The organism is Dehalococcoides mccartyi (genome assembly GCF_001889305.1).
GTDB lineage: Bacteria > Chloroflexota > Dehalococcoidia > Dehalococcoidales > Dehalococcoidaceae > Dehalococcoides > Dehalococcoides mccartyi_A.
The window spans coordinates 460,884-481,261 of the sequence record NZ_CP013074.1 but is presented as its reverse complement, the minus strand read 5'-3'; the positions used below and the strand labels follow the sequence as shown (position 1 = coordinate 481,261).

General features: G+C 49.5%; 24 protein-coding genes. 13 read left to right on the top strand and 11 right to left on the bottom strand.

Translation table 11 applies throughout. From position 1 onward, the window contains the following. Positions 1-13: 13 nt before the first annotated feature. The 3 genes from fusA to rpsL are packed head-to-tail and all read right to left on the bottom strand — an operon-like array spanning position 14 to position 3,069. Positions 14-2,095, bottom strand: coding sequence for an elongation factor G (fusA, locus tag ASJ33_RS02545; protein ID WP_012881742.1), 2,082 nt, complete (start codon positions 2,093-2,095; stop codon positions 14-16). Positions 2,096-2,150: 55 nt separating this feature from the next. Then, positions 2,151-2,621, bottom strand: a complete 471-nt coding sequence (gene rpsG / locus ASJ33_RS02540) for a 30S ribosomal protein S7 (protein ID WP_012881741.1) — start codon at positions 2,619-2,621, stop codon at positions 2,151-2,153. A 13-nt stretch (positions 2,622-2,634) separates the two neighbouring features. Then, complete coding sequence (gene rpsL / locus ASJ33_RS02535) at positions 2,635-3,069, bottom strand: 30S ribosomal protein S12 (RefSeq protein ID WP_010936247.1); 435 nt, start codon at positions 3,067-3,069, stop codon at positions 2,635-2,637. Between the two features lie 520 nt (positions 3,070-3,589). On the opposite strand from rpsL, the gene aroF reads away from it, so the two are divergent. From aroF to ASJ33_RS02470, 13 genes are all read left to right on the top strand, one after another. Then, positions 3,590-4,645, top strand: coding sequence for a 3-deoxy-7-phosphoheptulonate synthase (gene aroF / locus ASJ33_RS02530; RefSeq protein ID WP_041330683.1), 1,056 nt, complete (start codon positions 3,590-3,592; stop codon positions 4,643-4,645). Between the two features lie 19 nt (positions 4,646-4,664). Next, the gene (gene aroB, locus ASJ33_RS02525) at positions 4,665-5,744 is read left to right on the top strand and encodes a 3-dehydroquinate synthase (RefSeq protein WP_041330681.1); all 1,080 of its coding nucleotides are present in this window, start codon (positions 4,665-4,667) and stop codon (positions 5,742-5,744) included. Continuing rightward, positions 5,741-6,409, top strand: coding sequence for a type I 3-dehydroquinate dehydratase (aroD, locus tag ASJ33_RS02520; RefSeq protein ID WP_041330680.1), 669 nt, complete (start codon positions 5,741-5,743; stop codon positions 6,407-6,409). Before aroB ends, aroD begins: the two co-directional genes overlap by 4 nt. After that, positions 6,393-7,253 (top strand): shikimate dehydrogenase, encoded by an 861-nt coding sequence (locus tag ASJ33_RS02515; RefSeq protein ID WP_041330679.1) that lies wholly within the window; start codon positions 6,393-6,395, stop codon positions 7,251-7,253. The genes aroD and ASJ33_RS02515 overlap by 17 nt, the downstream gene beginning before the upstream one ends. Next, on the top strand, positions 7,237-7,767 hold the full coding sequence (locus ASJ33_RS02510; RefSeq protein ID WP_041330677.1) for a shikimate kinase: 531 nt from the start codon (positions 7,237-7,239) through the stop codon (positions 7,765-7,767). Before ASJ33_RS02515 ends, ASJ33_RS02510 begins: the two co-directional genes overlap by 17 nt. Next, the gene (gene aroA, locus ASJ33_RS02505; protein WP_041330676.1) at positions 7,748-9,010 is read left to right on the top strand and encodes a 3-phosphoshikimate 1-carboxyvinyltransferase; all 1,263 of its coding nucleotides are present in this window, start codon (positions 7,748-7,750) and stop codon (positions 9,008-9,010) included. The genes ASJ33_RS02510 and aroA overlap by 20 nt, the downstream gene beginning before the upstream one ends. Beyond that, positions 9,003-10,097: a chorismate synthase gene (gene aroC, locus ASJ33_RS02500; RefSeq protein WP_023652004.1), complete on the top strand. Its 1,095-nt coding sequence runs from the start codon at positions 9,003-9,005 to the stop codon at positions 10,095-10,097. Before aroA ends, aroC begins: the two co-directional genes overlap by 8 nt. Next, positions 10,094-11,170 carry a prephenate dehydratase gene (gene pheA, locus ASJ33_RS02495; RefSeq protein ID WP_023652003.1) on the top strand — a complete coding sequence of 359 codons (1,077 nt, stop codon included), beginning with the start codon at positions 10,094-10,096 and terminating at the stop codon, positions 11,168-11,170. The genes aroC and pheA overlap by 4 nt, the downstream gene beginning before the upstream one ends. Next, complete coding sequence (locus ASJ33_RS02490; protein ID WP_023652002.1) at positions 11,167-12,030, top strand: prephenate dehydrogenase; 864 nt, start codon at positions 11,167-11,169, stop codon at positions 12,028-12,030. The genes pheA and ASJ33_RS02490 overlap by 4 nt, the downstream gene beginning before the upstream one ends. A 92-nt stretch (positions 12,031-12,122) precedes the next feature. Beyond that, positions 12,123-12,446 (top strand): hypothetical protein, encoded by a 324-nt coding sequence (locus ASJ33_RS02485; RefSeq protein ID WP_023652001.1) that lies wholly within the window; start codon positions 12,123-12,125, stop codon positions 12,444-12,446. Positions 12,447-12,517: 71 nt separating this feature from the next. Continuing rightward, positions 12,518-13,372, top strand: a complete 855-nt coding sequence (locus ASJ33_RS02480) for an NAD(+)/NADH kinase (protein WP_023652000.1) — start codon at positions 12,518-12,520, stop codon at positions 13,370-13,372. Beyond that, a complete protein-coding gene (locus tag ASJ33_RS02475; protein ID WP_080514097.1) occupies positions 13,356-13,832 on the top strand; it encodes an N-acetyltransferase in 477 nt (158 codons plus the stop codon). The genes ASJ33_RS02480 and ASJ33_RS02475 overlap by 17 nt, the downstream gene beginning before the upstream one ends. Before the next feature lie 18 nt (positions 13,833-13,850). Further along, positions 13,851-14,381 carry an NUDIX hydrolase gene (locus ASJ33_RS02470; RefSeq protein WP_012881727.1) on the top strand — a complete coding sequence of 177 codons (531 nt, stop codon included), beginning with the start codon at positions 13,851-13,853 and terminating at the stop codon, positions 14,379-14,381. On the opposite strand, the gene ASJ33_RS02465 is transcribed toward ASJ33_RS02470, so the two are convergent. The 8 genes from ASJ33_RS02465 to ASJ33_RS02430 all read right to left on the bottom strand — a co-directional run bounded on the left by ASJ33_RS02465 (position 14,378) and on the right by ASJ33_RS02430 (position 20,377). Next, on the bottom strand, positions 14,378-14,719 hold the full coding sequence (locus ASJ33_RS02465) for a histidine triad nucleotide-binding protein (RefSeq protein WP_041330674.1): 342 nt from the start codon (positions 14,717-14,719) through the stop codon (positions 14,378-14,380). The two genes, ASJ33_RS02470 and ASJ33_RS02465, sit on opposite strands and share 4 nt — an antisense overlap. Before the next feature lies 1 nt (position 14,720). Further along, entirely contained in the window at positions 14,721-15,290 is a 570-nt protein-coding gene (locus ASJ33_RS02460) for a Fe-S-containing hydro-lyase (protein WP_041331692.1), read from the bottom strand. Continuing rightward, positions 15,290-16,132 carry a fumarate hydratase gene (locus tag ASJ33_RS02455; RefSeq protein WP_041330673.1) on the bottom strand — a complete coding sequence of 281 codons (843 nt, stop codon included), beginning with the start codon at positions 16,130-16,132 and terminating at the stop codon, positions 15,290-15,292. The genes ASJ33_RS02460 and ASJ33_RS02455 overlap by 1 nt, the downstream gene beginning before the upstream one ends. Then, positions 16,133-16,504 (bottom strand): hypothetical protein, encoded by a 372-nt coding sequence (locus ASJ33_RS02450; RefSeq protein WP_012881723.1) that lies wholly within the window; start codon positions 16,502-16,504, stop codon positions 16,133-16,135. Positions 16,505-16,523: 19 nt separating this feature from the next. After that, positions 16,524-17,450, bottom strand: a complete 927-nt coding sequence (gene mdh, locus ASJ33_RS02445; protein ID WP_041330672.1) for a malate dehydrogenase — start codon at positions 17,448-17,450, stop codon at positions 16,524-16,526. Between the two features lie 76 nt (positions 17,451-17,526). Further along, a complete protein-coding gene (locus ASJ33_RS02440; RefSeq protein WP_012881721.1) occupies positions 17,527-18,606 on the bottom strand; it encodes an isocitrate/isopropylmalate dehydrogenase family protein in 1,080 nt (359 codons plus the stop codon). Between the two features lie 14 nt (positions 18,607-18,620). Next, positions 18,621-19,124 carry a 3-isopropylmalate dehydratase small subunit gene (locus ASJ33_RS02435; RefSeq protein ID WP_023651995.1) on the bottom strand — a complete coding sequence of 168 codons (504 nt, stop codon included), beginning with the start codon at positions 19,122-19,124 and terminating at the stop codon, positions 18,621-18,623. Next, complete coding sequence (locus ASJ33_RS02430) at positions 19,124-20,377, bottom strand: 3-isopropylmalate dehydratase large subunit (RefSeq protein ID WP_023651994.1); 1,254 nt, start codon at positions 20,375-20,377, stop codon at positions 19,124-19,126. The genes ASJ33_RS02435 and ASJ33_RS02430 overlap by 1 nt, the downstream gene beginning before the upstream one ends. Position 20,378: the final 1 nt, after the last annotated feature.

The window sequence follows — 20,378 nt, the reverse complement described above, 5'->3', positions numbered from 1 at the left end:
CTAACCAGTATACTTATTTCTTGCCGGCGGCTTCAACGACCTGATTGGCCAATTCACCCGGCATTTCACGGTAAGATTCGAACTCCATGGAAAAGGTTGCCCGTCCCTTGGTTACTGACCGAAGGTCAGTAGTGTAACCGAAGCTCTCAGCTAAAGGCACTGTACCGATAATAACCGTAGTTTCGGGATTGGGCTCAACGGACATAATCTGGCCGCGGCGTGAGTTTAAGTCGCCGATAACATCACCCATATACTCTTCTGGAGTAACTGCCTCAAGTTTCATAATAGGCTCAAGCAGTATCGGCTTTGCTTTGGCAACAGCCGCTTTGATAGCCATAGACCCGGCCATTTTAAAAGCATTTTCATTAGAGTCTACATCGTGATAGCTGCCATCAACAGCGGTTACTTTTACGTCAACCATGGGGTAACCGGCGTATACACCTGTTTCAAGTGTTTCCCTGATACCGGCTTCAGCCGCCATCAGGAAGTTGCGGGGTACAGCGCCGCCCTTAACGTTATCAACAAATTCATAACCAGCACCGCGTTCGCGGGGTTCAACTTCAATGGTAACATCGCCATATTGACCGCGGCCGCCGGACTGGCGAACAAATTTGCCCTGCGCTTTAGCATGAGCAGTAATGGCCTCTCGGTAAGCTACCCGCGGTTTGCCCACGCCGGCATTAACTTTGAACTCAGACAGCAAACGGCTGACCAGTACGTCCAGGTGAAGTTCACCCATACCATATATAACTGTCTGACCTGTTTCGTCATCGAACTTAACTTTGAAAGTAGGATCTTCTTCAGCCAGTTTCTGCAGACCTTCAGTCATCTTATCCTGGTCGGAGCGAGTCTTGGGTTCGATGGCCAAATTAATAACCGGCTCAGGGAACTTGATGCTCTCAAGCAAAATAGGTGCATTCTGGTCACACAGAGTATCACCGGTAAAGGTATTGCGAAGACCCAAACTGGCCACGATTTCACCTGCATCAGCATATTCAATTTCCTCACGGTCATTGGCATGCATGCGGATAAGACGGCCTATGCGTTCGCGTTCGCCGCGGGTACTGTTATACACGCCGGAACCGGCAGAAACATTCCCAGAATAAATCCGGAAATACACCAAACGTCCCACAAAGGGGTCAGAAACAATCTTAAAAGCAAGCGCGGAAAAGGGCTCCGTGTCACTGGTATGGCGTTCCATCGGTTCACCGGTTTTAGGAGCAGTCCCTTTTATGGCAGGGATATCCAAAGGTGAGGGCAGATAGTCACAGACTGCATCTAACAGTCTTTTTACGCCCTTGTTGCGAAGCGAAGTACCGCAGAATATAGGAATGGCTTTGTTGGCCAAGCATACACGGCGGATAGCGGCTTTGAGTTTCTCTATAGGCAGTTCTTCACCAACCAAATAGGCTTCCATAACCTCGTCATCTTCTTCAGCCAGACGCTCTATCATCATATTGCGGTATTTTACTGCCCGTTCCTTGTCAGCAGCGGGCAGATCAAATGTCTCGGCAGGTTCTTCAGGGCTGTTATCCATGCCATAGCACTGAAAGTCAAGCAAATCACAATTGCCGCGGAAAGTTTCAGCACAACCAATAGGTATCTGAAGAGGCAAGCATTTAGCCTTGAGGCGCTGGGTAATCATACCCAAAGTACGTTCGTAGTTGGCACCGGTGCGATCCATTTTATTAATAAAACAGATGCGGGGTACACCGTAGCGGCTGGCCTGACGCCAGACAGTTTCAGACTGGGCTTCAACACCGGCTACGCCGTCAAACACCACTACACCGCCGTCAAGCACCCGCAGACTGCGCTCTACTTCTACCGTAAAGTCAACATGTCCGGGAGTATCAATAACATTAAGGTGATGCCCGTTCCAGTAAGCGGAAGTGGCGGCAGAAGTAATGGTAATACCCCTGGCCTTTTCCTGCTCCATCCAGTCCATTACAGTAGTACCATCATCAATATTGCCGATTTTATGGGTACGCTTGGTAAGATAAAGGATACGCTCAGTAGTAGTCGTCTTTCCGGCGTCTATGTGAGCAATGATACCTATATTCCGAACCCTCTCCAGAGGGTATTTCCTGTCGCTCATATTATCTAAAATCTGGCTAACCCGTCAGGGCTATCCAATTCCCCCTATTTTCTCTCTACCACCTGTAATGGGCGAAAGCACGGTTGGCTTCGGCCATCTTGTGGGTCTCTTCCCTTTTCTTAACAGCAGCACCCTGCTCGCGTGAGGCTTCCAACATCTCAGCCGCCAGCCGCTCAGCCATGGACTTGCCGGTCCGCTTGCGGGCAGCCTTGATAATCCAGCGCATAGCCATAGTCTGGGCGCGGTCAGGGCGAACCTCAATAGGCACCTGATAAGTAGCACCGCCTACACGGCGGGGTTTAACCTCAATAAAAGGAGTGGCATTTTTGAGACCCTGCTCAAACACAGCCAAACCTTCTTTATTTTCCTGTTTACCCATTATGTCAATTGCATCATAAACAATCCTCTGGGCGGTAGCCTTCTGGCCGTGCATCATAAGCTTGTTTATAAAATTAGAAAGCATCAGGCTGTTATACCTGGAATCCGGGGCAACTGCTCTTTTAAATTTTCGTGCTCTTCTAGGCATATCTTATCTCCGGTTATTTCTTCTTGGCAGGAGCGGCTTTGCCCTTTTTGGCGCCGTATCTGCTGCGGCCCTGCTGCCGATTTGCCACACCGGCGGTATCAAGAGTACCGCGGATGATGTGATAGCGAACACCCGGTAAGTCAGGGACGCGGCCGCCACGTATCAGAACCACAGAGTGCTCCTGAAGATTATGGCCTTCACCGGGGATATATGCAGTAACTTCCATATGGTTGCTCAGCCTTACTCTGGCAATCTTGCGCAAAGCCGAATTCGGCTTTTTGGGGGTAGTAGTCTTTACCTGGGTGCAGACGCCCCTCTTCTGGGGGGAACCGTCACCGAAGGCTACCTTGTTGCGCAGAGAATTGAAACTGTAATGCAGCGCAGGTGCTTTGTACTTCTTGGCCGCACTTGAGCGCCCTTTTCTTACTAGCTGATTAACCGTTGGCATAATGTACCTTCCTGTTAACAATTGCTGTTTTAATAAATTTCCCGTTTTCAATCAATAAGGATGAGCCAGGCCCATCCTTAAAACCCATAAGGCGACCATAACGGATATGGTCAAACCTGAAATCTAACCACAAACAGAAAGTTAGTCTAGCACAGCAATATATGGATGTCAACTCCACCCATCACTGAAAACCCGCTGGTTTAAAGCTGGGGGATATCCCCGTCTGCCTCAGGGCACTTATCCGCTGCCCGACCGATAACAACCACCAGGGAAAAAGACCCCATATAATAGCACTAAATAGTTTTCTTGACAAACCCTTTTCAGCTATGCTATTGTCATTCAGCTATGTTAAACGTTAAATCCTTTAAGAACTATTATTACTTTACCAAGGCAAGTTTGCTTGGGAGATAACGTTTTACTAAAAAATCAATAATCACCAGTTAGTAAGTTAGAAATCCTCCCAGGCAACGGGAGGATTTTTGATTTATACGGGTATAAAAAGCAAAGGAGAAAGCAAACAATGATTATCATGAAAAAGGATGCCACCCCGGAAGAGCTAGAAAACGTAATTGTCGAGGTTCGCCGCTGCGGTCTCAAGACCGACGTTTCAAAGGGGGCGTTCAGAACCATTATCGGCCTGATAGGAGATGAAAAATCCATCCCGTTTGCTTACTTTTCCAGCTTGCCCGGTGTCAAGGAAGCCCGTATGGTAGAAACCCCGTACAAGCTTATCAGCCGCGAATACTCAAACCTGTGGCAGGCTGAGGGGTTGACCCGTGAAATAAAAGTAAAAAATATAACTATCGGCGGGGACGAGCCTGTCTTCATTGCCGGACCTTGCGCGGTAGAAAGCAAAGAAGCCCTGATGAAGATAGCCGAAGGGGCAAAGATGGCTGGTGCCCAGATACTAAGAGGCGGCGTTTACAAACCCCGCTCATCTGTCCATTCTTTCCAGGGGCTGGGCTCTGCCGGCAAGGATGAAGCCACCGAAGCCCTGTCATGGCTGAAAGAAGCCGGTGAACGCTTTGAGATGGCGGTAATGACCGAGATACGGGGTGAATCCCAGGCGGATTTGGTAGCCGAATTTGTAGATATACTCCAGGTGGGTTCACGCAATATGTATGACCAGGACCTGCTGGCAACAGTTGCCAGAAAAGGCAAACCGGTTATGTACAAACGCCACTTCGGGGCCAGCATGGAGGAATTCCTTTCCTTTGCAGAATATATAGCCGCAGAGGGCAATAAGGATATAATATTATGCGAAAGAGGCATAGTGCCGGTGGGAAAAGGTAAAAGTTTCACCCGTTACAATCTGGATTTGGCAGCCGTGCCGGTAGCCCTGAAGGAAACCTATTTGCCCATTATGGTTGACCCCAGCCATGCCACCGGGCGGCGTGACCTGATATACAGCATGAGCTGTGCTGCCATGGCTGCCGGGGCTAACGGGCTGATGGTTGAAGTGCATACCAACCCGGCAGAGGCTTTGGTAGATGCTTCACAGATGATTACTCCGCCGGAACTGAAAGAGCTTATAACTACTTGCCGCCAGATAAACAAACTGGTGAAAAAACACTAATATATATAAGGAAAGAACCTTGAAAAGTATAGGGCTTAATCTAAGCGGGCGTGAATACAAAATACTCATAGGAAGTGACTTGCTGTCTGAAACAGCCAGCCTTCTGAAGGATGACGTACCCTGTGACAGAGTAATAGTCATAACCAATATAGATATAAACAGGCTTTACGGCAAAAAGCTGAAAAAACACCTTGAGGCAAATGGCATTGAAAGCCTGTTTCTGGAACTGCCTGAGGGCGAAATACATAAATCACTGGATATGGCCGCCCACATCTATCCCCAGCTGATAAACCACTTTGCCGAAAGAAATACTCCCATACTGGCTTTAGGCGGCGGGGTAATAGGCGATTTGAGCGGATTTGTGGCCGCTACCTACCAGCGGGGCGTCCCTCTTATCCATCTGCCTACCAGCCTGCTGTCACAGGTAGATTCCAGCATCGGCGGCAAGGTAGCGGTAAACCATAGCGGTATCAAAAATATTATCGGCAGTTTCTATCAGCCAAGGCTGGTTATTTCTGATATCAGCTGCCTTAAAACCCTACCTGAAAAAGAATTTGCCTGCGGCATGGCGGAAATAATAAAGAGTGCCGCTATTGGCAGCAGCGAACTGTTCAAGCAGCTTGAGACAAATACCCAGGCTATCAAAGACCGCTCTCCGGAGATAATGGAAGATATAATAAGCCAAACTGCGGCTATCAAAGCCGGCATTGTCTGCCAGGACGAAACTGACCGCGGCATCAGAAACATACTTAACTTCGGGCATACCCTGGGACATGCTTTGGAAAGTACTTCCTCTTTCAGCCAGAGCCACGGGGCAGCAGTAGCTATAGGTATGTGTTTTGCCTCAAGGCTTTCGGTAAAACTGGGTTTATGTGAAAATGAGACTGTACTGCGGCTGGAAAAACTGATAGCTGATTTCGGTCTGCCCACCAAACCCCAAGATATAGACCCCGAAAAAATTATAGATGCCATGCACCATGATAAAAAGGTATCCGACGGACGTATACGTTTCATACTTTTAAAAAGGCCGGAAGAACCTTTGATAGCTGAAAATATTTTAAGGGAAGATGTCATTTCCATACTGGAGGAGATGAAATGAAAACCCCATCCATCTGTTGCGTAATCACCCGGCTGCCGGAGGCCGAAAGCCTGAAAAAAAGCGAAGGTGCGGCCTTTTATGAACTAAGGCTGGACCTTCTGGGTGAAAGCTGGCAGGAAACAGCAGCAATGCTTAATAAACCATTTATAGCCACCTGCCGCAGGGCTGCCGAAGGGGGCAGTTTTAGCGGCAGCGAAGAAGAGCGGATAAGCAGACTTGAAAAAGCCGCCGCAGCGGGTGCATTTATGCTGGATATTGAATATTCCAGCCCCAACCTTGGGGAAATACTTAAGCGGCTCAGGCCGCAGGCGAAGTGTTTGTTATCCCATCATAATTTTACTGACACTCCTTCCGCCGCTGAACTCAAAACTCTTGTAAAGGACATGCTCACCTATCCGGCGGATATATATAAGGTAATTACCACTGCCGCCTCAATAAATGATAATATTAAGCTGCTTAATTTGATAAAGGAGATGCCGGATAAGGAAATTGTCGCTTTTGCCATGGGGGAACCGGGCATTCTGAGCCGTATACTCTGTCCGCTGGCCGGAAGCCCTTTTACCTACGCCAGCCTGAATGACGGCAATAAGTCTGCATCAGGTCAGATGACCCTGGCTCAAATGATAGAAATCTACCGGTCTGTAAATTATGAAAACCATACCTGATGCATTATTCGGGATTATTGGTTACCCGGTAAGTCACTCCATATCGCCGGCTATGCAAAATGCGGCCTTCAAATACTGCAAACTGAATTACTTGTATTTGACTGTCGCTGCCAAACCGGAAGACCTGCAAAACGTAATTGCCAGCATGCGGCCTTTAAATATACGCGGTCTGAATGTAACCATACCCCACAAAATAGAGGTTATCAAATATATAGATGTACTTGACCCCGCTGCCAAAAAGATTGGAGCGGTAAACACCATTGTAAATGAAAACGGTGTGCTCAAAGGTTACAATACTGACTTTGGCGGCTTTGTGCGTTTACTTGAACACAACCGTATTGCCCCGGCCAAACACCGCTTTGCCTTGCTGGGTGCGGGAGGCAGTGCCCATGCCATTGCACTGGCTATTTGCACACTGGGCGGACGCCTGACTGTACTTGCCCGCCAGGAAGAAAAAGCCAAGGACCTGGCTAGCAAAATGTGCCTGCGTTTTAATGGCAAGGCTCAGGGATTGGAACTGAATGATACCAATCTGGAAGAAGTCCTAGCCGAAACTGATATTATCGTAAACTGCACACCTGTGGGTATGGGAAATCTGACCGGACAAAGCCTTGTCCCCGCCCGTTTCCTGCGTCCTGACCTGACAGTTATAGACGCTATTTACAACCCGTGTAAAACCCGCCTGTTGAAAGAGGCTGAAAATAAAGGCGCCAAGATAATAAACGGGCTGGAAATGCTGGTCTGGCAGGGTGCTATGTCATTTGAAATCTGGACAAGCCAAAAAGCCCCTTTCCGGGTGATGATGAAAGAAGCAGAGCTGGCTTTAGATGAAAACGAAAAATAACATCGCCCTGATAGGCTTTATGGGTGCGGGTAAAACCAGTGTCTCAAAGCTGCTTTCTGAAAAGCTGGGTAAAACACTGGTCAGCACAGATACTTGCATAGAAACCTGCGAAGGTTTAAGCATAAGCAGCATATTCAAAGAAAAAGGTGAAGAATACTTTCGACAGATGGAAAGCCGAGTATTGGAAGACGTCTGCCGGCAATCAGGCCAGATTATAGACTGCGGCGGCGGTATAGTTACCCGACCCCAAAACCTGAGTGTTATGCGATTAAACTGTCTGGTAATCTACCTGGAAAGCCGCCCCGAAGATCTGGAAGCCCGCTTGAGAAACCATACCAACCGCCCTTTATACAATGCCGAGCGTTCGGATAAAATGATAAAACTACTTGAAAGCCGGCAGCCTCTATACAAAGATGCGGCCGATATTACAGTCTCCACCCACAACAAGTTATGCCATGAAGTCTGTGAAGAAATAGAAAACAGATTGAGGAAATATGAAAATACATCTGGCTAAAAGCTTACCCGGCGGGGAAATCGCCGTCCCTTCCTCAAAAAGCTATACCATACGCGGTTTGGTTGCAGCTGCCCAGGCAAACGGCCAAAGCCATATAATAAGCCCGCTGATTGCAGATGATACGCTGGCTACCAAACAGGTGCTTTCAGGGCTGGGTATAGATATAAACACCAAGACTGAAGACGGAAGCTGGCAGATTACCGGCCATACCTTCAAAAAACCTGAAGGCAACCTCTTCTGCCGCGAATCTGCCGCTACCCTGCGTTTTATGTCAGCCGTGTGTGCCAGACTGCCATTTGAATGCCACCTGCTGGCTGGGCATTCCCTTATGAGACGCCCCATGCTGCCCCTTATTCAAGCCCTGCACCAGCTTGGCATAGAAATAGAAACCCGCGGCAATACTACCGTAATCAAGGGCGGTGAGATAACCCGTTCAAAGGTTAGCCTGCCGGGAAATATAAGCTCTCAATATGTTTCAGCACTTATGCTTATGGCGCCTGCCTGCAAAAACGGGCTGGAAATTCATCTGGCTACACCGCCGGCTTCACTGCCGTATTTAAAAATGACTAAACAAACACTGGAAAGCTTTGGTATCAAGGTCTTTTCTTCTATAAACTGGCAGGAAATAAGTATCCCGCCCCAGCCATACCTGCCCGCCAGATACCGAGTAGAAGGAGACTGGTCTTCAGCCTCAAGCTTTCTGGCACTGGGGGCTATTGCAGCCCCGGTATTTGTATCCAACCTGGATACGGACAGCTTTCAGGCTGACCGCATAATGATAAAATACCTCACCGAGATGGGGGCAGAAGCAGAAAGCGGCCAAAACTGGGTAAAGGTAAGCCCCAAACCCCTTTCAGCTATAAACACAGACCTTACCCACTCCATTGACTTGCTGCCTGCACTGGCAGTAGCGGCCGCCTGTGCCAAAGGACAAAGTATTTTAAGCGGAGTCCGTCAGGCGCGTATCAAAGAGTCCAACCGTATCCGGGCGGTAAGCCAGGGGCTTGTTGCTATGGGCATAAATGTTACCGAAGAAGATGATCGTCTGATTATTGACGGCGGATATCCCAAAGGCACAGAGATTGACAGCTTCGGAGACCACCGTATTGCCATGGCTTTCGGTGTACTGGGTGCGGTTGCGGGAGAAACCCATATTTCAGATGCTGAGTGCGTATCCAAAACCTACCCCGGTTTCTGGGAGCAACTGGAAAGCCTCGGCGGAAAGGTAATAAAAGATGTCTAACAGTCTGGGAAAACTGTTTCAGATTACCAGTTTCGGCGAAAGCCATGGAGACTGCGTAGGAGTAGTAATTGATGGCGTTCCGGCCGGTCTGGCCATAAATGTCGATGAAATCCAGGTGGAAGTAGACAAACGCAAATCCAGGGCAAAAGCGCATGCCACGCCGCGCCGTGAAGATGACCGGATAGAAATATTTTCCGGCATATTCAACAATTTCACCACCGGCGCACCCATTTGTCTGGTCATCTGGAACAGAAATATAGACTCGAGCGAATATGAACGCACCCGCAGTAAAATCAGACCGGGACATGCGGATTTTACCGGCTTTGTGAAATACGGCGGTTTCAATGATTTTCGCGGCGGAGGACGTTTCTCAGGACGGATTACCGCCGGACATGTTATGGCAGGCGCTATTGCCCGTAAACTTATTTCAACTATCGGCATTGAGGTGATTGGATATACCGCCGAACTGGGAGGAATAGTAGCCAAATTGCCTAAAACCAAAGACCTCCGCCAGAACATCTCCGAAAGTGATGTAAACTGCCCTGATCTTGCGGCCAGTAAACAAATGCTGGCACTTATCCAGCAAGCCGCTGAGGAGGGTGACAGTCTGGGCGGGGTAGTAGAGTGCTTAGGGTTTAATCTGCCGGTTGGTCTAGGAGAGCCGGTGTTTGATACTCTGGAAGGTGAACTGGCCAAAGCTATGTTTGCCATTCCGGCCGTAAAAGGGGTTGAATTCGGGGCGGGCTTTGAAGCTTCACGCCTGCGCGGTTCAAAAAACAACGACCCTTTTAGTATTCAGGCTAACCACATACGCACCACCAGCAACAACTGCGGCGGTGTACTGGGCGGAATCTCAGACGGCATGCCGCTTCAGTTCAGGGTGGCCGTAAAACCCACCCCCTCCATATCTTTATCCCAACCTACCGTAAATATTGATACCATGACCAACACCAGTCTGGAAATACGCGGCCGTCATGATACCTGCATCGTACCCAGAGCAGTTTCCGTAGTGGAAGCTATGACCTGTATAGTCCTGGCTGATCTGGCACTGAGAGCCGGAATGATACCGAGGGTAATAAAACAATGAACCTTTCAGACCTGCGCAAACAGATAGATGAGCTGGATACCGAGTTGGTAAAGCTGATGGCAAAGCGACTTGAAGTATCCGACCAGATAGGCAAAGTCAAAGAAGAAACCAATTCTCCTGTTCAGGACCTTTCACGCGAATCAGAGGTTTTAAACAGAGTTCAGTCACTAGCCCAATCTCTGGGCCTTGATCCGCAGGATATCGAATCCCTGTACCAGGAAATCCTGTTTATATCCAAGAAACAGCAGCGGTTCACCGTAGCCTTTCAGGGAGCAGCCGGTGCTTACAGCGAAGAAACCGCCCTGAAAATATTCGGTCCAAACACTCTCACCCTACCCTGCGATCAGCTGGATGCCACATTTGAGGCGGTGGAAAAGGGAATGGCCCGCTTTGCGGTAGTGCCGGTGGAAAACTCACTTGAGGGCTCTATTTCCCGCACCTATGATCTGCTGCTTGATTCCAACCTTATGGTTGCCGCCGAACATGAGCTTAGGGTTTCCCACTGCCTGATAGCCAACCCCGAAACCACTCTGGAAGGGGTAAAAACCATTTATTCCCACCCCCAGGCACTGGGGCAATGCCAGTCATTTTTAAAACACCTGCGGGCAGAACTGATACCGGCCTACGATACCGCCGGCAGCGTCAAAATGATTAAAGAAAAACACCTTTTAGACGGGGCGGCCATCGCCTCCGAAAGAGCGGCCGTAATTTATAATATGAAAGTGCTGGAACGGGAAATAGAGGATAATATAAACAACTACACCCGTTTCTTCGTCTTGGCCAAGCAGGATTCCGCACCTAGCGGCAATGATAAAACTTCAGTGGTTTTCGCCGTTAAACATCAGGCCGGGGCGCTGTATGACTTTATAAAGGAACTGGCCTCTAGAAAAATAAATATGACCAAGCTGGAATCCCGTCCTACCCGCCTTAAACCCTGGGAGTATAACTTTTACCTGGATATAGAAGGCCACCGCCAGGACGAAAACATTAAACAGGCGCTGGCAAAAGCCGAAGACCATGTTATATTTATGAAAGTGCTTGGGTCTTACCCCAAAATGAAAAAACGAATATGAAAATAGGCATACTGGGCGGCAGCGGCAAGATGGGACAGTGGTTCGGCCGCTTCCTTACGGAAAACGGACATCAGGTTTGGCTTTGGGGGCGAAACCCCTCCAAACTTACACCCGTAGCCAGCCGCTTAGGCTCTCAGGTGATTACCCAGCCTGACCAACTGACCGAAATGGACTGTCTTGTGATATCCGTACCTATTGACGCATTTGAAGACACCCTGAAGGAAATTGCCCCGTTTACCAAACGGGAGCAGCTGGTTTTTGACTTGTGTTCGGTAAAAGAACGCCCGGTGGAGATGATGCACCAATATTTGCCGCATTGCCGGATACTGGGTACTCACCCCGTATTCGGGCCGGGGGCAAAATCACTTAAGGGTTATAACTTTATCCTTACACCTACCACCGAAGCAGAAACTGCACTTGCCGAAAAGGTTAAAACCTGGCTGGAAAAACATGAAAGCACTGTCAGCCTGACCAGCCCGGAAGAGCATGACCGGCTGATGTCAGTAGTGCTGGGGCTGGCTCACTTTATAGCTATAGTGTCAGCTGATACCCTGCTGGGGCAAAATCTGCCCGGTATAGCCGGTGCCGGCGGTACCACCTTCCGCCTGCTGGATACCCTTACCAAGAGCGTTTTAACCGAAGACCCTAATCTGTATGCCTCACTGCAGGTGAATATGCCAAAGCTGCCCAAACTGGAAGCCGACTTCATAAAGAGAGCAACCCAGTGGGCTGAACTGGTAAAAAACGGGGACAAGGCCGGGTTTGCCCACCGTATGCAAACCCTTAAGGATAACCTTGCCCGTACAGAACCCGGTTTTGAAAAAGCCTATCAGGATATGTATCATCTAAAACAGCCTTGATAAATTCAATTCCTGCAGAATATGATTTGAACTTTCAGTATTTTGTGGTATTCTATATACTTAGTATTTGATTTTGAACCTGCGGGAGCATTATGAGAATTGGCCCTATAGAAATACTCTTGATAGGCGGCTTGATAGCTGTTGTCTGGGCGGTCAGCAAATTCGGCAAGCTGGGTAAAAAGTCAGATACCACTGAAGATGCCAAACCCAAACCTGTCCGGGTTGCCCCCAAAGCACCTCCCCGCAGCCATGTATCATACCGCTTGCAGTACTTGGGTATTATTGTTATGTTCGGCGGTCTCCTTCTAGGCGGTGTCAGCTTCCTGCTGGTGAAACAGCTGGCATCCGGGATTGTCTGGGGTGCAGCCATTGCCTGTATAGGTCTTTTGCTGTTGTTTTTCTCCAGGCGCCGGTAAATTTTCCTCCGTTTGACACCCGCATTTCGGGTTGTTACACTCATTTTGTCTTTATTTAAGGATTTTCTGTTATGTACAAAAAGATTGGTATTATATATCACCCTTTAAATCCGGCTGCCTGTGACCTGGCTGTCAAGCTGGCCGCCAAGCTGGACTCACTGGGAATTGAAAACTGGTCTGACTCTGCCTGGCAGGCAGACAAGCTGGCTACCAAAATACAAAATACCCAGCTTATTTTGACTACCGGCGGTGACGGCACTATTTTACGTACCGCCCATGCCGTTTTGCCCCTTGAAATACCCATTTTAAGTATAAACCTGGGCAAAGTGGGCTTTATGACTGAGCTTTCACCTGAAGATGCCATCTCGGGGCTGGAAAAGGTACTGGCCGGTAACGGATGGATAGATGAACGCAGTCTGCTGGAAGCCGAATATTTACCCCATAACTCCACCCCCAGCCGTCAATTCTTCATTATGAATGATGCTGTGGTTGCCCGCGGGCAGATTGCCCGGGTTATCTGCGTTTCAGTAGATATAAACTCACAGCCCTTTACTACCTACAAAGCTGACGGGGCTATTGTTTCCACCGCCACCGGCAGCACCGGCTATTCGTATGCCGCCGGAGGGCCTGTCCTCCAGCCAAACTCAGCTGATATTATACTCACGCCTATTCTCCCTCATTTGGGACGGGGTTACAGTCTGGTGCTGCCTTCTGACCGCACCATAGATTTAAAGGTAAACACATGGCACGAAGCCACCCTGAGCATAGACGGCTTTATCAATATGCCGGTATCAAGCGGAGACACTTTGCGTCTCAGGCGAAGTGCAAAAAAGGTGAAATTCATAAGGCTGAGGCCGGATAATTATTTTTATAAAGAGCTTGATACCAAACTGAAAGGCAATAATGAAAGTGTATATGATAGATAAAGCCACCATTAAAGATGCCACCACTATTCACAAGCTGGTAAACAATTTTGCCGACCATGGCCAGATGCTGGCCCGCTCTCTGGCTGAAATATATGAAAACCTTCGGGATTTTTATGTAATCCGGGGTGATAGCGGTGAGGTAATTGCCTGTGCTGCCCTGCATATTAGCTGGGCAGATCTGGCAGAGGTAAAATCTCTGGCTGTTTCCGAAGAACGCCACCGTCAGGGTCTGGGTGAAATGGTGGTCAAAGCCTGTCTGGAAGATGCCAAAGCCCTCCAGATACCCACCGTTTTCTGTCTGACCTATAAACCGGCTTTCTTTGCAAAATGCGGTTTCCACGAGGTGGAGAAAAATGCTTTACCCCACAAAATATGGGGGGAATGCTACCGGTGCCCCAAATTCCCCAACTGTGATGAAACTGCTATGATGCTATCCCTAACCGAAGCAAATCCCACCTAAACTCAGGAGACTTGTAACATGGTAGAAAAGATACTTTCAAGCCAGTATATATACTGCGGCAACCTGATTAAAGTCCGCAAAGCGGCGGTGGAATTGCCTTCGGGCAAAGTTGCCCCGCGTGAGCTGGTGGAACATAACCCCTGCGTGGTAGTAATAGCAGAAGATGCGGACGGCAAACTGCTGATGGTAAAACAGTATCGTCTGGCCGCTTCCCAAGATATGCTGGAACTAGTGGCCGGCAGTATGGATAGCGGTGAAACACCTGAGGAAAGCACCCGCCGTGAACTGAGGGAGGAAGCCGGTTTCAAACCCAATTCCGTCAGGCGGCTGGGGGGGTTCTATTCATCACCGGGCTTTCTGACCGAGTATCTGCACGTTCTGGTGGCAAGAGACCTTGAGTATGCACCCCTGATTGCCGAAGATACCGAAGATATAGAAGTCTTCCGCTATACCCCGGCAGAAGTAAAATCCATGATTGCAAACGGGCAGATAACAGACTCAAAGACACTGGCAGGACTGATGCTTTATTTCAGCCAAAGCCCTGTCTAACCCAGCTGCCCGCCAAGCTGGCGGCCGCCTAAAAGGTGCAAATGAAGGTGATTAACTACCTGTCCGCCTTCCCGTCCGCTGTTAATCACCAGACGGTAACCGCTTTCGGATATATCCATCTCACGGGCAAGTTTGCCTGCCAGCAAAATCATTTTACCGGCCAGTTCGGTATCAGCTTCGTCCAGCTCGGTCAGATTGGCAATATGCCTGCGAGGGATAATAAGTATATGCACCGGTGACTGGGGATTTATATCTTTGAAAGCCACCAAATCTTCATCTTTGTAAACTATCTGGGCAGGTATCTCCCCTTTGGCAATACCGCAAAATAAACACCCCATATCAGGCCTCCTTAGTATCTGCTATACGGTAAAGAGACTGTCCAAGTGCAAATGCATTGTTCCCCTGAGAGTCAATAGCCACTATAGCCGGAAAATCTTCGACCTTTAGTGCCAGTATAGCTTCCGCCCCAAGTTCAGGGTAAGCCACCATCCGGCTTTCCTTGATACGCTGTGAGAGAAGTGCCCCTGCCCCGCCTATAGATATAAAATAAACAGCCTTTTTACTTACAATAGCCCGGCTGACCTCAGCCGAACGGTTGCCCTTGCCGATAATAGCCAATAATCCGGCATCCAGCAGTTCCGGGGTATAGCGGTCCATCCGGCTGCTGGTAGTAGGGCCGGCTGAACCTATAACCTCACCCGGTTTGGCAGGAGAAGGGCCCATGTAGTAAACAGTCTGCCCTTCAATGTCAAACGGAAGCGGTTTGCCCTGATTAAGGGCTTCCACCAGCCTTTTATGGGCGGCATCCCGGGCAGCATATATGACACCGGATATCAGTACCCTGTCTCCGGCCTGCAATTTTTCCAATTCAGATTGGTCAAAAGGGGAATTCAGCTTTATACCGGATATCACAGCACCACCTCACCATGGCGGGCACTATGGCACTGCAGGTTTACCGCTACCGGCAAACTGGCAATATGGGTGGGCACGGCTTCTGCCATCACTCCCAGAGCCGTAACCCTGCCGCCTAAGCCAAGCGGGCCTATACCCAAGCCATTTACCCGTTTCAGCACCTCAGCTTCCAGAGCCGCCACCTCAGCCTCAGAGTTGGGTACACCCAGCGGCCGAAGCAAAGCCTTTTTAGCCATAAACATGGCCCTTTCGGCAGTTGCCCCTACCCCCAACCCTATAATAATAGGCGGACAGGGACTGCCGCCGGCATTTTCCACTGTTTCCAGCACCGCCTCTATCACCCCTTCACGCCCTACCCCGGGCTTAAGCATGAAAAGGCGGCTCATATTCTCCGCCCCGCTTCCTTTTGCCATGAAACTGAGTTTCAGGCGGTCACCGGGAACTATTTCGGTATGAATAACCGCCGGAGTATTGTCTTGGGTATTTGCACGTGCGGAAAACGGCTGAGCGACAATGGATTTCCTGAGGTAAGCCTGCTCATACCCCTGCCTGACACCCAGATTTATAGCATCCGTAAGGCTACCATTTATATGCACGTCCTGCCCTGCTTCGGCAAAGACAATGGCCGTACCGGTATCCTGGCAGAGGGGTATTTTTTTCTCCCCCGCAATACGGGCATTTTCAAGCAAACTCAGAAGTATATCCCGCCCGGCAGGAGACACCTCAGCTTCATATGCTTTATGTAAAGCTGTTAAAATGTCATCACACAAGCTGGTGCTGGTTTGGATAATAAGCTCCGAGAGAGCCTCACTTATTTGGGATGAATCTATCTCCCGCACTTATTTGCCCTCTAGATACTCGCTGGCCTTTACAAACAGGTCTCCGGCCTGTTTCATTTTGAAGGCACCCTCTTTACCTTCTTCGCGATTTTGTTCGGTAAGGAGCTTCACGTAATGACCACAAGCCTGCTGATAAAAATGCATAGCCTTTTTATATGAATCCCGGGCGTTTTTAACATTGTCAGCTTCGGGTTCGGGCAGGGTATCAAATCTTTCTAAAGCGGGAAGCAGGGTTTCTTCCGCTTCCTTCAAAGCGGCAACTTTCTCTTCCAGATTGCCGTTTATGACCACATCTTCAAGCTTGTAAACCGTATCATCCAGCTCGGTTTTGAGCTTTAAAAAAGCATCCAGAAATTCTTTATCATTACTCACTGCATTGTCTCCTTTAACCCTATTTAAGCGAAAGTGCGGCTATCTGTCCCTTTACCACTTCGGCAGAAGCCAACAGGCTGGCATTTTCCATCTTATCTAACGGCAAGGTGATAATTTCCTGTATGCCGCCTTTGCCCAGCTTTACCGGCACGCCCAGCACAATATTTTTCAGGCCGTATTCGCCATCCAGCACGACGGCACAATTCATAACCTTTCCGCTGCCCGTAAAAATAGCCTCCACCATGGCAGCTACTGAAGCAGACGGGGCATAAAAAGCGCTGCCGGTTTTAAGGAAAGCCACTATCTCGGCACCGCCGTTAACTGCCCGTTTGGCCAGTTCATCTGCTTTTTCAGCCGAAACCAGTTCGGACAGGGGTTTGCCGTTCACCAGTGTAAAACGGGGCATGACCACCATGCTGCCGCCGTGTTCGCCCATTACGCAGGGTGTAACAGCCGAAGGTTTTACCCCAAGCTCACGGGCTACAAAGGTAGCCAGACGCCCTCCGTCCAGCACGCCGGAAAGACCCACCACCCGTTTCCGGGACAGGCCTGAAAGTTTCCAAGCCAGATAGGTCATGGTATCCACCGGGTTGGAAACAACTACCAGAGTGGCTTCGGGGGAATATTTAAGACAGTTTGAAACCACATCGGTCATAATCTTCTGGTTTATAGCCAGCAGTTCCTCACGGGTCATGCCCGGTTTGCGGGCAATACCGGCGGTTATCACCACTATTTCAGAGCCGGCTGTTTCGGCATAATCATTGCTGCCGGTAATGGTATGGCTGAAACCAAGTATATTGGCAGACTGGGAAATATCCAGAGCCTTACCCTGGGGAATACCCTCCACCACGTCCAGCATGACCACATCTGCAAAGTCTTTTTCTATAAGGCGCTGGGCAAGTGTTGCACCCACATTGCCGGCACCTATGACACTAATTTTGGGCATTTATTTTCTTCCTCACCTGTTATCACTTCAGGCAGCTAAGCCTGAGGGTACAATACCCATAAGACTAGCCGCACTTTTATTTCATTTTGGCTATTATGGCGTCTGCCACCTGCGAAGTGCCTACCGCCGCCGCCTGTTTGTCAGGTGAAAGCATATCATAGGTAACACTCTTGCCTTCGGCAATAACAGCCGCAATAGCATTTTCCAGCTTATCAGCGGCCTTTTCCTCTTTCAGATAGCGAAGCATCAGCACCCCGGAAAGCATCATGGCCATGGGGTTTACTTTATTCATCCCCTTGTACTTGGGGGCAGAGCCATGAGTAGGCTCAAACAGGGCGTACTCATCACCGATATTAGCACCCGGTGCAACCCCCAGGCCGCCCACCAGCCCGGCACACAAATCAGACAGAATGTCCCCGTACAAATTTGGGCAGACCAGGATATCAAACTGGGAGGGGTTTTTGACCAGCTGCATAGTCATATTGTCTACAATACGGTCTTCAAACTCTATCTCCGGGTATTCCTCGGCCACCTTGCGGCCTATAGCCAGGAAAAGCCCGTCAGAGTATTTCATGATATTGGCCTTGTGGACAGCCGTAACCATTTTGCGGTTGTTTTCTTTGGCATATTTAAAAGCCCAGCGGAATATGCGTTCGGTGCCGAACACACTTATAGGCTTAATGCTGATACCTGAATCTGCCCGTATTTCAACCTTTTTGTTATCCTTAATAAACTCAATAAGCTTCAAAGCTTCGGAGCTGCCCTTTTCAAACTCAATACCGGCATACAGGTCTTCCATATTTTCACGCACGATAACAATATCCACATTGTCATAGCGGGAGGGAACACCGGGATAGGTCTTGCAGGGGCGCAGGCAGGTATAAAGATTGAGAGCCTTGCGCATACCCACATTTACACTTCTGAATCCCGAGCCGACCGGGGTAGTCACCGGCCCTTTAATGGCAACCTTGTTTTTACGAATGGACTCAAGAACCATATCCGGCAGAGGCGTGCCATATTCGGCTACCACGTCCGCACCGGCATTTACTATCTCCCAGTTAAACTTTACACCGGTAGCTTCCAGTACCCGGCGGGTTGCCTCAGATATTTCAGGGCCAATCCCGTCACCGGGTATAAGGGTTACGTTATGAGACATCAGAATAAAACTCCTTAAACTTCGTTAAGCTTGAAATCACCGTATTTCTTTATATAGGGCATAACACCGCCCTCATCAAGTATCTTCAGCATGGCGGGGGGTATCTTGCCAAATGTCAGCTCTGCCCCGTTGGTACGGTCATATATTTTGCCGCCCTTAAGGTCTACTTCCAGTTCATCCCCTTCGGCAATTTTATCGGTATCACATATAAGTACGGGCAGACCCAGATTTATGGCGTTGCGGAAGAAAATGCGGGCTACCGACTTTGCCAGTACTGCACTCACCCCGGACATTTTAATAATCAGCGGGGCGTGTTCACGCGAAGAACCCAAGCCGAAGTTGTTGCCGGCTACCACAAAATCACCCGGTTTTACCCTTTGGGCGAAAGTGGGGTCTGCATCTTCCAGCACGTGCTTGGCCAGTTCCGGCAGATTGCTCCGCAGGTGCACCAGACGGCCGGGTGCAATATGGTCAGTGGATATGCTATCACCAAACTTAAAAGCTTTGCCCTTAAGCATTACATTACCTCTCTGGGGTCTGAAATTTCACCCTTGATGGCTGATGCCGCAGCCGTTGCCGCACTTGCCAGATAAATAAACCCTTCGGGGTTGCCCATCCGGCCTTTGAAATTGCGGTTGGCGGTGGAAAGGCAGACTTCCCCGTCTCCCAAAACACCTTGATGAACACCCAGACAGGCACCGCAACCGGGCGGCATGATATTTGCCCCGGCCTGCACCAGTATTTCTATATATCCCAAACGAATAGCTTCCAGATATACTTTCTGAGAAGCAGGCGTGACTATAAGGCGGGTTTGGGGATGGTGTCTGCGGTTCTTAAATATAGCCGCCGCTACCGCCAAATCATCCAGACGCCCCCCGGTACAAGTGCCGATAAACACCTGGTCAAGCTTGGTACCTTTAAGCTCACGGGCAGTAGCAGTATTGTCAACAGTGTGGGGTTTGGATACGGTGGGTTCAAGGGCGGTTGCGTCTATTTCTATCACCCTTTCGTACACTGCATCTGCATCAGCTGCCAAAGGCTGGTAGTCAGCCTCACGCCCTACCGAACGCAGGTATTCAAGTGTTTGGCGGTCAGAAGGGAAAAGACCTACTTTAGCCCCGGCCTCAACCGCCATATTGGCGATAGTCAACCTTTCAGCTATCGTCATATTATTAACCACATTACCGGAAAACTCCAGAGCTTTATAGGTAGCCCCGTCCGCCCCGATAAGCCCGATAAGATGCAAAATAAGATCTTTGGCATAAATTCCGTGTTTAAACCGCCCGTTAACTACTACTTTAATAGTCTCCGGCACCCGGAACCATGTCTTGCCCAGGGCAAAGGCCACCGCAATATCAGATGAACCCATACCGGTGGAAAAAGCGCCCAAACCGCCGGCGGTAACCGTATGGGAATCTGCCCCGACAATCACATCACCCGGTCTGGCCAGCTTTTCGGCTACCAGCTGGTGACAGACACCCTCGCCTACATCAAAAATGAGCGCCCCGGTATCCCGGGCAAACTTGCGGAGCAGGATATGGTCTGTTGAAAGCTGTCTTTGGGGGCTGGGTGCGGCATGGTCCAGAAAAAGGGCTGTCCGTGACGGATTAGCCAGTTTGGTAAAGCCGTTGTCCCAAAATTCCCTGACAGTCAGAGGGCCGGTGGTATCCTGAACAAAGGCCAGGTCCACCTTGGAGACTACTATGTCTCCGGCGCTGGCATCACTGCCAGACTTCAGGCTGAGTATTTTTTCTGCTAGTGTTTTCCCCATG